The sequence below is a fragment of the Porphyromonas uenonis 60-3 genome (genome assembly GCF_000174775.1).
GTDB classification, from domain to species: domain Bacteria; phylum Bacteroidota; class Bacteroidia; order Bacteroidales; family Porphyromonadaceae; genus Porphyromonas; species Porphyromonas uenonis_A.
In genome coordinates, this window is sequence record NZ_ACLR01000182.1 from 101,636 (window position 1) to 114,138 (window position 12,503).

Annotated in this window: 13 protein-coding genes and 1 pseudogene; 4 read left to right on the plus strand and 10 right to left on the minus strand. The window is 53.3% G+C overall.

What is annotated here, in order from left to right:
- Window position 1 precedes the first annotated feature (1 nt).
- The 8 genes from mnmE to PORUE0001_RS07315 form a co-directional block, all read right to left on the minus strand.
- On the minus strand, window positions 2–1,414 hold the full coding sequence (mnmE, locus tag PORUE0001_RS07280; RefSeq protein ID WP_007365769.1) for a tRNA uridine-5-carboxymethylaminomethyl(34) synthesis GTPase MnmE: 1,413 nt from the start codon (window positions 1,412–1,414) through the stop codon (window positions 2–4).
- Entirely contained in the window at window positions 1,411–1,878 is a 468-nt protein-coding gene (folK, locus tag PORUE0001_RS07285; RefSeq protein WP_007365853.1) for a 2-amino-4-hydroxy-6-hydroxymethyldihydropteridine diphosphokinase, read from the minus strand. Before folK ends, mnmE begins: the two co-directional genes overlap by 4 nt.
- Window positions 1,879–1,912: 34 nt before the next feature.
- The gene (gene queA, locus PORUE0001_RS07290) at window positions 1,913–2,986 is read right to left on the minus strand and encodes a tRNA preQ1(34) S-adenosylmethionine ribosyltransferase-isomerase QueA (RefSeq protein WP_007365750.1); all 1,074 of its coding nucleotides are present in this window, start codon (window positions 2,984–2,986) and stop codon (window positions 1,913–1,915) included.
- Between the two features lie 41 nt (window positions 2,987–3,027).
- Complete coding sequence (truB, locus tag PORUE0001_RS07295; protein WP_007365767.1) at window positions 3,028–3,792, minus strand: tRNA pseudouridine(55) synthase TruB; 765 nt, start codon at window positions 3,790–3,792, stop codon at window positions 3,028–3,030.
- A gap of 4 nt (window positions 3,793–3,796) precedes the next feature.
- Entirely contained in the window at window positions 3,797–4,648 is an 852-nt protein-coding gene (locus PORUE0001_RS07300; protein WP_007365732.1) for an undecaprenyl-diphosphate phosphatase, read from the minus strand.
- Window positions 4,649–4,672: 24 nt separating this feature from the next.
- Window positions 4,673–4,933 carry a DUF3098 domain-containing protein gene (locus tag PORUE0001_RS07305; RefSeq protein WP_007365762.1) on the minus strand — a complete coding sequence of 87 codons (261 nt, stop codon included), beginning with the start codon at window positions 4,931–4,933 and terminating at the stop codon, window positions 4,673–4,675.
- 31 nt (window positions 4,934–4,964) lie between these two features.
- Window positions 4,965–5,852: a cell division protein FtsX gene (locus PORUE0001_RS07310; RefSeq protein WP_007365740.1), complete on the minus strand. Its 888-nt coding sequence runs from the start codon at window positions 5,850–5,852 to the stop codon at window positions 4,965–4,967.
- Between the two features lie 848 nt (window positions 5,853–6,700).
- On the minus strand, window positions 6,701–7,870 hold the full coding sequence (locus PORUE0001_RS07315; protein ID WP_007365796.1) for a sensor histidine kinase: 1,170 nt from the start codon (window positions 7,868–7,870) through the stop codon (window positions 6,701–6,703).
- 107 nt (window positions 7,871–7,977) lie between these two features.
- On the opposite strand from PORUE0001_RS07315, the gene PORUE0001_RS07320 reads away from it, so the two are divergent.
- The 4 genes and pseudogenes from PORUE0001_RS07320 to PORUE0001_RS07335 all read left to right on the plus strand — a co-directional run.
- Entirely contained in the window at window positions 7,978–8,595 is a 618-nt protein-coding gene (locus PORUE0001_RS07320) for a TetR/AcrR family transcriptional regulator (RefSeq protein WP_007365721.1), read from the plus strand.
- Window positions 8,596–8,600: 5 nt separating this feature from the next.
- Window positions 8,601–9,350: a 3-oxoacyl-[acyl-carrier-protein] reductase gene (fabG, locus tag PORUE0001_RS07325; protein ID WP_007365771.1), complete on the plus strand. Its 750-nt coding sequence runs from the start codon at window positions 8,601–8,603 to the stop codon at window positions 9,348–9,350.
- 19 nt (window positions 9,351–9,369) lie between these two features.
- On the plus strand, window positions 9,370–10,056 hold the full coding sequence (locus tag PORUE0001_RS07330) for an RluA family pseudouridine synthase (RefSeq protein WP_007365829.1): 687 nt from the start codon (window positions 9,370–9,372) through the stop codon (window positions 10,054–10,056).
- A 59-nt stretch (window positions 10,057–10,115) separates the two neighbouring features.
- Window positions 10,116–10,610, plus strand: a pseudogene (locus PORUE0001_RS07335) (site-specific integrase); the annotation flags it as partial.
- Window positions 10,611–10,701: 91 nt separating this feature from the next.
- Here PORUE0001_RS07335 and PORUE0001_RS07340 read toward each other — a convergent pair.
- Together PORUE0001_RS07340 and PORUE0001_RS07345 are read right to left on the minus strand one after the other, a co-directional pair.
- A complete protein-coding gene (locus PORUE0001_RS07340) occupies window positions 10,702–11,409 on the minus strand; it encodes a DUF1266 domain-containing protein (RefSeq protein WP_039865774.1) in 708 nt (235 codons plus the stop codon).
- Window positions 11,410–11,456: 47 nt separating this feature from the next.
- Window positions 11,457–12,500, minus strand: a complete 1,044-nt coding sequence (locus tag PORUE0001_RS07345; RefSeq protein WP_039865775.1) for a DUF3137 domain-containing protein — start codon at window positions 12,498–12,500, stop codon at window positions 11,457–11,459.
- Window positions 12,501–12,503 lie beyond the last annotated feature (3 nt).

Below are 12,503 nucleotides of genomic sequence, written 5' to 3' on the forward strand. Positions count from 1 at the left end.
ACTACTTGCCGATGCAGAAGTGGGAGAAGATGTAGCCGAGCACCTCGTCGGAGGTGATGGAGGCGCCTGTGACGAGGCCGATCTCTTCGATAGCCTCACGGAGATAGGGGGTGATGAGGTCGCTGGTCAAGCCGTTGTGGAGGCCCTCGGAGACTAACTCTAAGGCGTGACTTGCCTTGGTGAGCGCCTCGTAGTGGCGTAGGTTGTAGAGCATCACGGTCTCTTCATTGCTGTGCAGGGTGTGGGTGTTGGTGACCATCAGCTCTTCGAGGGCTTCGATGCCCTGAGCGGCTCGTGCTGAGATGGCTAGCGGAGGGGTGGTGTGCCGTTTGTCCGTAATGCGCTGTAGTTGGTCGGAGCAGTGGCTGAGCCAGTCCGTGACCTCACGCTCGGTGAGTAGATCCCGCTTGTTGAGCAGGAGTATGAGGGTACTGTCGGGGGAGGTGAGTGGCAGGAGTTCACCGAGCTGTGTCTCTAGCTCGTCCCACGTAGGTAGGGGCGGGGCGATGACCCAGAGGATGAGCCGTGCCGAGGAGATCTGCTGGTAGCTACGCTCGATGCCTAGTTGCTCCACGAGGTCGGTCGTCTGGCGCAGACCAGCGGTGTCGATGAGTCGGAAGAGTGTACCACGGATGGTTAGTCGCCCCTCGACGGTGTCGCGGGTCGTGCCAGGGATGTCGCTGACGATGGCTCGCTCGTGCTGGAGGAGGGCGTTGAGGAGACTGCTCTTACCTACGTTGGGCGCGCCAATGATAGCGGTCGGGATACCTTGCTGGAGCTCTTGCCCGGTGCTGAAGCTTTGCGTGAGCAGGCGGAGCTGGTGCTGTATGGTGGCTAACGTTTCAGCTAAAGTGGTGCGATCGGCAAAGGCGACATCCTCTTCGCTAAAGTCTAGCTCCAGCTCGAGGAGACCGGCGAAGCGTAGGAGCGTCGCCCGCAGTTCGTTGAGCAGATGACTGAGCCTGCCAGTATGCTGCTCCATAGCCATCTTGTGCTGTGTGGCAGTAGTCGCTGCGATGAGGTCGGCGACCGCTTCTGCCTCGGCGAGGTCTAGCTTGCCATGCGCTAAGGCACGACGGGTAAATTCGCCTGGATCGGCCATACGACACCCTTTCTGATGAGCGATCCACTCCAGTATGGAGCGCACGATGAAGGGAGAGGCGTGGCAGGAGAGCTCGACGACCTCTTCGCCAGTGTAGGAGTGTGGGGCGGCAAAGTAGGTGGCTACGACGAGGTCTATGAGTTGTCCGTCAATTCGCAGTCCAGCGGTCGTGGCTTCACGAGGCGCGAGCCTTTTGCCAAGAAGTGTCTCAGCGATCTGCGGGACTAAGCTTCCCGAGATACGTATGACGGCTAGCCCCCCGCCCAGTGCGGTGGCAGGCGCACAGATCGTTTCGCTCAGATCATGTATCATGAGGGCAGGGCGGCTAGTAGCTGAGCCACGGTGGCCCCCGTGGTGGGGATGGTGAGTTCGGGCGCTATGTAGCTGAGTGGCTGCAGGACGAAGGCTCGCTCACACATACGAGGATGCGGGATGGTGAGCTCAGGCGTGGTCACGACACGCTGGTCGTAGAGCAGGATGTCTAGGTCTATGACTCGGTCGGAGTAGATCCCGTCGTGCGACTTGTGCAGTCGCCCCATCTCCCGCTCGATCTCCTGAAGCTGTGCCAAAAGCTCTGCTGGTGTGGCTGTCGTGTGAACAGCCACAACGCTATTGAGGAAGAGATGCTCCGAAGCGAACCCCACGGGGCGAGTCTCCACAAAGGGGGCGATACTGTGAATCTGGAGCCCACGAAGGCGCATTCGCCTGATCGCCTCTAGCAACTGATGACGAGGCTCGTCAAGGTTGCTACCGAGGGCTATGTAAGCAGTAGGCATAGGAGCGACAGTGAGAGAGGCTTAGTGGGATTCTTTAGTCCATAATGAGGAGCGCATCCCCGTAGCAGCCGAAGCGGTACTTCTCCTTGACCGCTACATTCATTGCGTTCATCACATTCTTCTCTCCACCCATGGTGGCGGCGCACATGAGGTTGATACTCTTTGGCGCATTGAAGTTGGTCAGCATAGCGGTCGGCAGGTGAATGTGGTAAGGCGGGTAGATGAACTCGTTGGTCCATCCGCTGAACTCCTTGAGGTAACCATCTGTGCTGACGCCCGTCTCGAGGGCTCGCATGACGGTAGCCCCGACGGCAACGATCTGCGCATTGTCGTCGCGCGCTTGGTTGACGATGTCGCAGCACTCGAGGGGAATGTACATCTCTTCGTTCTCCACCTTATACTTGCTGATCGCCTCCACCTCGATCTCCTGATAGCTGGAGAGGTTGTGATGTAGCGTGAGGAAAGCAAGGTTGCAGCCCTGCAGACGAAGCTTGTGCAGGATGATGTCGCTAAAGTGCAGGCTCGCCGCAGGAGCGCAGACGGCGCCGATATGCTTGGCGAAGACACTCTGATAACGCTCTAGATCGCTTGGCTCAGCGGGGCGCTTGATCTCTTGGGGTAGTGGAGCTTCGCCTAGACTGTACAGATCCTTGAGGAAGTCCTCGTGAGAGCCGTCGTAGAGGAAGCGTAGGATACGACCGCGCGAGATGGTATTGTCGATAACCTCAGCGACCAGCACGGGAGCTCCGCCCTCTTCGCCGAACTCCAGCTTGTTGCCGATGCGGATCTTGCGGGCTGGATCTACGAGGACATCCCATAGACGCAGGGATTCGTTGAGCTCACGCAGGAGGAAGACCTCAATCTTTGCCTGATTCTTCTCCTTCAGTCCATAGAGTCTTGCGGGGAAAACCTTGGTGTCGTTGAAGACAAAGGTGTCTTTTTCGCCAAAATAGTCGAGGATGTCCACAAAGTTCTTATGCTCGATAGAGCCATCGGTGCGGTGCAGCACCATCATACGAGACTGATCTCTGAAGGTGGTCGGATACTGAGCAATGAGCTCCTCGGGGAGCTTGTAGTCAAAGTGTGAAAGCTTCGCTTTATGTCGCATATTGGATTCTGATTCTAATGGGATAGGGGGGGATATAGTAGTCAGGAGAGTTCCTCCTCTTCGGGTGTTAGGGCGAGTAGCTCGTCCAGTTGGTCGAGGCTAAAGCAGTTCGCCTGAGAAATCTCGCCAGAGCGTGTCCGCACCAGCTGGGTAAGATAAGCTCCCGAGTCGAGAGCCGTGCCGAGGTCGCGTGCTAGCGAACGAATGTAGGTGCCTCTGCTACAGACGATGCGTAGCTGTAGGGAGGGGGGCGTGAAGCTAACTAGCTCCAGCTCGTGGATGGTGACGTGCTTGTGTGCGAGCTCTACTTCCTGTCCCTGACGGGCTAGGTCGTAGGCGCGTATGCCGCCCACCTTGACCGCTGAGAAGCTCGGAGGTCGCTGGTCTATCTCTCCCGTGAACTGGTGCAGGGTGCTCCGCACCATCTCCTCCGTGATATGTTCGTAGGGATAGGTCGCATCGATCTCGTGCTCGCTGTCGAAGGATGGCGTGGTGGCTCCGAGCTGGAGCGTGGCGCAGTACTCTTTGTCATGATCCATCAGCTGCTCGATGAGTTTCGTGGCACGACCCGTGCAGAGCACCAGTACGCCCGTCGCCTGCGGATCCAGCGTCCCCGCGTGGCCTACCTTGATGCGCTTGATGCCCGTCACCTGACGCACCATGATGCGCAACTTATTGACCACGTCAAAGGAGGTCCACCCCAACGGCTTGTCTAGTGGTATGATCGCTCCCGCACGTAACGTGAGGGGGCGACGAGCTTGTAGATCGGCAGGAGTATATAGCTTGGAGGAGACTTCCTGATTCATCTTATTAGTGCATCGCTAGAGGCACCCCACAGAGCAGTAGGATGAGTACCAGTAGACCGACCACGATACGGTAGTAGCCGAAGAGCTTGAAGCCGTAGCGGGTCACATAGTTGATAAAGAACTTGATCGCTAGCAGAGCCACTACGAAAGCCACCACATTGCCCACGAGCAGTGCCATCCAGTTTTCCTGAAGCATCTGACTAGAGACGGGATCGGAGAGGAGCTTGTACCCCTTGAGCAGAGTGGCTCCGAGCATCGTCGGCACCGCTAGAAAGAAGGAGAACTCGGTCGCTGCACGTCTCGTGAGTCGTTGCTGTAGTCCCCCCACGATCGTTGCCATGGAGCGTGACACGCCTGGGATCATGGCGATGGTCTGAAAGCAACCTATGACGAAAGCGTTGCGGTACGACGGACGCTCTGCCGTCTGACTTTGAGCGGGCCAGATGCGATCGATGAAAAGCATGAAGATACCGCCTAGGAAGAGCGTCGTGGCGACCACATAGACATTGTCTAGGAGCTGGTCTATCTGCTTCTCCAGTAGTAGCCCGATGACCGCTGCGGGAATCAGCCCCACGAGGAGCTTGATGTAAAAGGAGAAACGTCCGACCCATTGCCACCCCTGCGGTAGCTGCCGTGCGCCCTCCTCCACACGGAAGGTAAAGAAGCGCTTGTAGTACAGCACTACGACTGAGAGGATCGCCCCAAACTGGATCATCACCGTAAAAGCGCGTAGGAAAGGCGTGCTCTCCATACCAAGCGCCCCCTGCGTAAGGATCATGTGCCCCGTAGAACTGACGGGGAGAAACTCCGTCAAGCCCTCTACGATGGCTAGAATAATGGATTCAAGTATCGTCATCTTAAGCGTTGCGGCACAAGAGGTTTACTTGCTTTGTGGCTTAGCGTCGCTATCCTTGCCGTTGCTTTTGTTGGGATCCTTAGGCTTAGCCATGATCGCGTAGATGATCAGGAGGAAGCCGACCAACGTGACGATAGGTGCCACCACGATACGACGTGTGCTAAAGATCTCAGCCGTAAACTCTGTGCTGTCTGCGCTACCTCCGCCTGACATCAAGAGGAGCCCCAGTATGATGATCCCCACAGAGATCGCTAGGAGGATATAGTTCTTCTTGCCAAATACCATAATTGATAAGTTGTAATGGATAAGATAATGACTAAGCCATGACGATGCGTCCGCCATCCATGCGAATGTATCGGCTCGTCGAGATAGAAGCGGTGATCCACGAGAGCAGGATGCCGAGGCAGATGATCCCTCCGAGGATGATCGCCACCTCGCTGTAGCTGAGGTAGCTCTGGAGGAGTTGCGGATTGCGCTGCGTCATATAGCAGAGCAAGCCTATAATCATACAGGTCGCTAGCAAACCACCCCACAGCCCGTTGAAGATACTGTAAGTGGTAAAGGGCTTGCGGATCAAGCATGGCTTAGCGCCCAGCAGGGTCATAGAGCGGATCAGGAAGCGCCGGCTGTAGATCATAATGTGGGTCATACTATTGACCTGTATGATAGCGATGATCAGCAGGATCAGCGAGACGATCAGTAGGATCGTTGAGAGATGCTGCATATTCTCATCGATCATCTGGAGCATATCTCCACGATAGCTCATCGTCTGCACGTTGCCCCACGATGCGAAGTCGCTCTCTATCTGAGCCATGCTATCGGCTACAGCGTACTGCGACTTGAGATGCACCTCCAGCGAGGGCTGTAAGGGGTTAAAACCGAGGACCGCCACAGGATCTTCGCCAATCTCTTCCTCCAGCTGTCGTGCCGCCTCGTCAGGCGTTATGTAGGTCACGTCCTTGATATAGGGCGCTTGCTGCACTTGCTGCATCAGGTTGATGCTATCCTGAGCAGTCATCTCTGGGTCTAGCAGGACGGTGAAGGTCATCTCCTCACGTACCGACTGCTCTAGGTGACACTTGCCCATCTCGAGGAGAGCTATAGATCCCAGCAGGAAGAGAGGCAGGGCGATACAAACGATCGCAATAATCCTAGACGAGGGGAGTAGCGATCGGCGCCGTGGACGAGAGGTGTGATGCGACATAGGCAAGCGTAAATCTCAGCTGTAAAACGTACGAGCTGTGGTATATACAGATAAAACAAGTTAATCAGCGATGAGTCCCCTCCCTAGTCTATATTCAGAGACCATACAAAGGGCATCATACATCATTGTGCAAAGGTACTCAAATATCCGAAGCGAAACTACAGGTCCGTACATTCCACCAGCAAAAAACGTCTGAGCAGAACGTATTCCCGCCAACACTTATAATAGTAACGCTAAAGTTGTATCGTCATATACTATATGATAGGTTGAGAGACAGAACGAAAAGCACAATGGGTACAAAGTTGCCCCGCAAACTAGAGCAAAAGACTGGCAGGATTTGAGCTCTCAGCTGGGAGTCCCCAAGAGAGAAATAGCGAGCTTCGCTGATCGCTGGGCTCCCTAGGGCTAGACGCTCGGCGGAAGGACTGATCAAGAGTGTCTCTACGTCGTGATGCAAATGTCGTTTGTCGGGATGCTTTTGGCACCCCCCAGAGGAAATGTGAAATGCCTCGGTAGAGATTGTTTATCCTCCACGGAGATACGAAAAAAATCATCGGAACTTCGAAATCTTTCTTCCGAAGTTTCATTTCATTCTTCCGAAGTTTTATTTCCCGGTTCCGTGGAGAATTTTCGTTTCCTCGGTAGCTATTGGGAAATTCTTCCGTGGCGGCCTGAAACCACCCGTTCTGGATCGTCTCTTTCCCCAAGAGGTATCACTGAGATAGTCGACCGATTATTGATATAACTAACTTGCTTTCAGTATAAAGCAACGAAGATTCCTCCCTCGTTTCCACGATTGGCCGTGTTTTGTTTCCACTTTTTTGCTGAGAGGGGGAACGGTGAGTGGGCTAGGGGAGCTGTTGTAGGGGGAGGGTAATACGGAAGGTGGTGCCGACTTGTAGCTCGGAGCGCTTGACGTAGATGCGCCCGCGGAAGTAGTGACGTATGATGCGACGTGCGAGCGACAAGCCGAGCCCCCAGCCTCGCTCCTTGGTCGTGAAGCCAGGCTTGAAGATCATCCGCTGCGTGGCGCGTGTCATACCACGGCCCGTGTCGGTGATCTCGAGGTAGGCGTTCTTGCCGTGAGCCTCCGTGGTGATGGTGATTGTGCCCTTGCCGTCCATCGCATCGACGCCGTTCTTGACGATATTCTCTACGACCCAGCTCATGAGGTCGGGCGTGATGAGACAGTAGAGCTCCTCAGCTGCTGGCTCGAAGAGGATCTCTACCTGTCTGGAGATGCGTCGCGAGAGGTATTGCACAGAGGTGGCGATCAGTCCGTTGAGCTCTATGGGCGAGAGCTCGGGGAGGCTGCCAACCTTTTGGAAGCGATGGGCGATTAGCTCGAGGCGATTGACATCTTGGCCGATGCTCTCGATGATTTCGGGGGGTAGGTCGTAGCTCTTGAGCAGTTCGGTCCATGCCATGAGCGAAGAGATAGGCGTGCCGAGCTGGTGGGCGGTCTCCTTGCTGAGCCCGACCCATATGCGGTCTTGCTCCCAGTGCAGTAGACTGCGAATGGTGAGGACGAGGATGATGATGTAGAGAATGAAAATGCCCGTCTGCAGATAGGGGAAACGTAGCAACCGCTTCAGATTACTGCTGTCGCTGTAGTAAAGGTATTGGCGCCCAGCGGTGCCTAGGTCTATCTCAATGGGTGCATAGCCAGAGCGAAAAGCCGTGAGCCTCCTCGCCAAGTAGGTTGAGTCACGAGCGACCGCTTCGGGGTCAATGTTTTTGTATCCCAAGATGTTGCCGAGGCTGTCTGTGAGGATGAGTGGTATGGTGGTGTTTGACTCTAGGATTTGGAGAGCTAAGGCATTGAGCTGCTCGTCGCTTTGGCTGGCAATGCACTCAGTCGCCTCCGCCCAGGTTTGCATCTTGAGCCGCTCCTCGTCGGCCATACGTCTCACGAGAGGCTCCGAGAGGATGAGCGGTAGGAGTGCCACGACGAGCGCCAGCACGACAAGTAGTATATTGGTAGGCAGGGAGCCGAGTAATCTCCTGGGGGATGACATGTGGGTGAGAATTAGAGTGGCGTGCGCTTGACCCCAAAGGGTACTTTCGGCGCAAAGCTGTATCTTTGTAACGGTTATCTCACGCTTTTATTATCGTCCACACACTTATGACCTCTACACAACATATGCGCCAGCGCATCGTCCAAATGGCTCACACGCTCTTTGTGCAGCAAGGAGTCGAGGAGACGACCATGGTCGCTATTGCTGAGGCTGTGGGGTGCAGTCGGCGCACGGTCTACACCTATTATAAGGACAAGCAGGCGCTACTCATGGCGGTCATAGAGCGGGAGATCAGTCTGATGAGTCAGTCGCTGAGCGAAGTGCTGGCTCGTCCAGGTGATGCGATTACTAAGCTAATGGTTCTGCTGGACAACCATTTGCAGCTGATTCAGAAGACGGTGCAGAGACAAGGCGAGCGCAATGCAAGCTTCTTTAGCGACACTTTCAACGTTGAGCGCCTTCGCCTCAAGTATGACCAGAGCGAGTACGACATGCTCAAGCGGATCCTGCAGGAGGGGCACGATCGTGGAGAGTTGCTAGTCCCTGATATCAACTCGACAGCCTACCTGCTCCTCAAGAGCTTCAAAAGTCTGGAGGCGCCTTACATCAATCGCTACCACCATGAGTACGGCAAGGAGGACTACCTCCGCATCATCGCTGCGATGAAGCAGTTACTCAGGCAGGGACTAACCAATCATACAAATACAAAACCTATAACTCAATAGAATCTATGAAACTACTTCAGGACAAAGTGGCTCTGATCACCGGAGCAGCACGTGGTATCGGCAAGGCGATCGCCACGAAGTATGCAGAGGCTGGATGCCATGTAGCTATCAGTGACCTCAAGGTTGCTGACGAAGCAAAGGATTACTACGCTCAGCTAGCCAAGGAGTGCGGTGTCACGATACGCACCTACGAGAGCAATGCTGCAGACTTTGAGGCAGCGCATCAGCTCGTTGATCAGATCGTCGCTGACTTTGGCAAGCTGGACGTCCTAGTCAATAATGCGGGCATCACCCGTGACGGTCTGCTCCTGCGTATGAGCGAGCAGCAGTGGGATGCGGTGATCAATGTCAACTTAAAGTCCGCCTTCAATATGATCCATGCCGCAGCTCCCGTCATGATGAAGCAGCGTCAGGGTAGCATCATCAATATGGCGAGCGTCGTCGGTGTATCGGGCAATGCGGGTCAGGTGAACTACTCCGCCTCTAAGGCTGGTATGATCGCACTGGCTAAGAGCGTTGCCAAGGAACTCGGCTCACGTGGTATCCGTGCCAACAGCATCGCTCCAGGCTTCATCGAGAGCGATATGACGGCCGTCCTCAGCGAGGAGGTGCGCAAGGAGTGGGCTAAGCAGATTCCGCTACGTCGTGGTGGCAAGCCTGAGGATGTGGCCAATGTGGCTCTTTTCCTCGCGAGCGACCTCTCCTCCTACATGACAGGACAGGTGCTCTCCTGCTGTGGTGGTATGAATATGTAAAGCCTTAGTAAGCAGACCGATGCCTGACCTACAGATCCTCTACGAGGACAATCATCTCCTCATTGTCAATAAGCCGGCGGGGATGCTCGTACAGGGTGATAGCACGGGCGATACGCCGCTCTCGGAGCTTGTCGAGCGCTATCTCATTGATAAGTACGACAAGCCTGGGCGGGCGTTCGTTGGGGTCACGCATCGTATCGATAGACCGACGTCGGGGGCCGTGCTTTTTGCCAAGACTTCGAAGGCTCTGGCACGGCTCAACGCTATGTTTCAGCGACGAGAGATCCACAAAGTCTACCACGCTGTGGTCTGTGGCGCCTTTCCCCAGAAAGCGGGCGAGGCGAAGAATCTGCTCTATCGTAATCGCAAGCAAAACAAGAGCTACGTCGTGACGGAGCCTCACGCTGAGGCTAAGCGCGCCTGGCTTACCTATGAGCGCCTCTCCGTGGGCGACCGCTACAGTCTGCTGGCCGTGACGCTACATACGGGACGGCATCATCAGATACGTACGCAGCTGAGCCACATGGGCTACCCGATCAAGGGAGACCTCAAGTATGGCGCTCCACGGAGCAACAAAGACGGCGGGATCTCGCTCCATGCACGTATCTTAAGCTTCGAGCACCCCGTCACGCATGAGCACGTCGAGGTCGTCGCGCCGTACCCTGAGGACGACGCTATCTGGTCTTTGCTAAGCCATACGAAGTAACCTAGCAAGCCTACGAAACAAAAGGAGAGCTTCACCTAGTGTGAGGCTCTCCTTTTGCATTTGTGGGTGGAATGTTCGCTTCTGTCCCTCCGCTGATTTCAATCCCTCCTGAGGAAGAGACGAACAGCGAGGGAAAGCGGTATATTCGCAAGGCAAGGCAGAAAACGGAGGTGGAGGGTTTGATCCCCCTGCATCCAATAGCGGAGCAGATACTCGCCCTTTACACGAAGGCGAAGAGCAGAGGAGACTACAAGATATTTCCCGATACAATGAGCGACTGGAAGCTACTCAGTCGTCTCAAAGCCGTAGGGTTGGCATGTGGCATCCGTACTCCGTTGACTTGGCACTGTGCAAGATACACGTTCGGCACGCTAACGCTAGAGGCTGGTGTGCCTATCGAGAGTATCGCTAAGATGATGGGGCATTCGTCTATTGCCAGCACGCAAATCTATGCCCAAGTCACCGACCAGAAGATTGCAAGGGATATGGACAGATTGACAAAAAACAGCTGTCAAAGACTTCCTCTTTCTCACAAGAAAGATAGACATAGATAATAATATAGTCAATGATCCTTTTTGTAAAGGACCATTGACTATACCATCATTGGGAGACCTTTGCACAGAGGTCTCGGTCAGCTTTGAAAAGTTATTTAAAGCTGTATTTGGAATACACATCCGTGTCAGACTCTCTATGATATAGAGCCTTACAATCGTCTATGATATCCTCTGTACCAAATCCGTGAATGGCTCGGCCCATTAAGAACGAGACCGTATAGTCGTTCCAGTCTTTGCCTAATGACGATGCTTTCACCGCTCCTTCATTGAGGTACTTCCACATTTCCGCTTCACTGATGTATTGCAACCAATAACACCATTTTGCCAAGCTCACCAGTCGGCATACGTCCCAAGCATACGTGGAGGTTGTGGTCCGGACTTGAGCCAAATCCGTTTTTAGCCCGTCTGCTATCAAAGTCTGCAGCTCAATAAGTTCCTCGGAAGAACCTCCTTGAGCAAGGACTTCGTCCAATTCCGTACTCTGCTCTAAATTAAGCAGAGCGTTTAGCGTCTCTAGAGCATCTTCCCGACCATTAATGCTCCATTGTTTTTGAAGCCCGGTCTTGTATACATTCATATTATCATCGGTGATAATACTAAGGATGTCCTCATTGCGATAACAAGACAAGATGGCTCCAAATACCAGTAACCTTTTCTTTTCCTCGGTGAGCGGTGTTTGAGGATGAGAAGCCAAAAAGGCTTTCAGGTTTTTCTTAGCAAAGATCCGAGACACGATTTCAAACACGATAAAAGCAATAATCAAGACAGCGACTATTGCCACGATGATTTTCCAGATCATACAAGTATTATTTTGAAGTTAAACATAAGTCTATTATATCATATTTCCTACTTATCCACATGCTTCCCCATCATTTCTTCTACAGAAAGACAGAACCCGATCTCTTGGTAGATTTCAAGCAATAGGTCTTCGTTTAAAGATGTTTTCCCGCTAAGGCGAAGAAATCCTTTTGGCATATTGGAGGCATAATAAAATGTATCTCCGCTAAAGGAGAGCATCAAGTCATGAGTAAAGGAACAACGAAGAGCGGTAAGTTTCTTCATCATTGCCGGGGTCAAAATCATACGGGCTTCTACCTCGTCATCGGCATATACGGTAAAGAGACGTTCAAACTCGGGGTCTTCCAAATAAACAAACTTTGCTTTATGTCTCTCCCTCAGTTTTTGTATCGTCAGAGCGAAGTAGCCCAACTTATCCTCCAAATGGTCGGGAAGCAGCATAACAAATCCCCTGCAAGTTCTTGGAAGACGGCAGTAACCAAACATTCCCCTAAAGCTGAACATCGTGCTCTCTACTTGTGCGCCCCGCATCGGACTGAAAATCGCCCGACAGAGGAGCCTAAAGGATCTCCATGGTTTAGTATTCTGTTCATTTGTTGCGGTTACTCCTATATCGGCTATTGTCAATGCTTGATGCTGATTTGGGAAACTCAATGCACCGTAACTTGCCACTTGCAGAGTACCCTCCGACCTATTTGGGGTTCCGAATAGTCTGCTTGCCCGAATATCGGATACCTTTACTTCTTTTGTCGGAGAATAATTTGCATCCGGAAATAGCTGGTTGATAATTTGCCCCATTACTTTTTCCTCTTTCTGCTTCAGTACATTTAGGCATAAAGAGAACAGCGTATTGAGGACCACAAAGGCGACAAAGAATATGACGACATACGTTGCCGTTATTTGTGAGGTTTCATAATTGCCCGCATCGACGATATTCCTTCCGAATATAGTGAATGCAAGCCAAAGCAGAGCCAAAGGGTAAACGGAATAAATGAGAAGCCTAACAATCTTACGCCACATAGCTATGTGGGTTAGTTGCCCTCTCATTTGTTGAGCGACAATCTTGAAGTCAATCAAGTGGTCTTCTTTCATCAA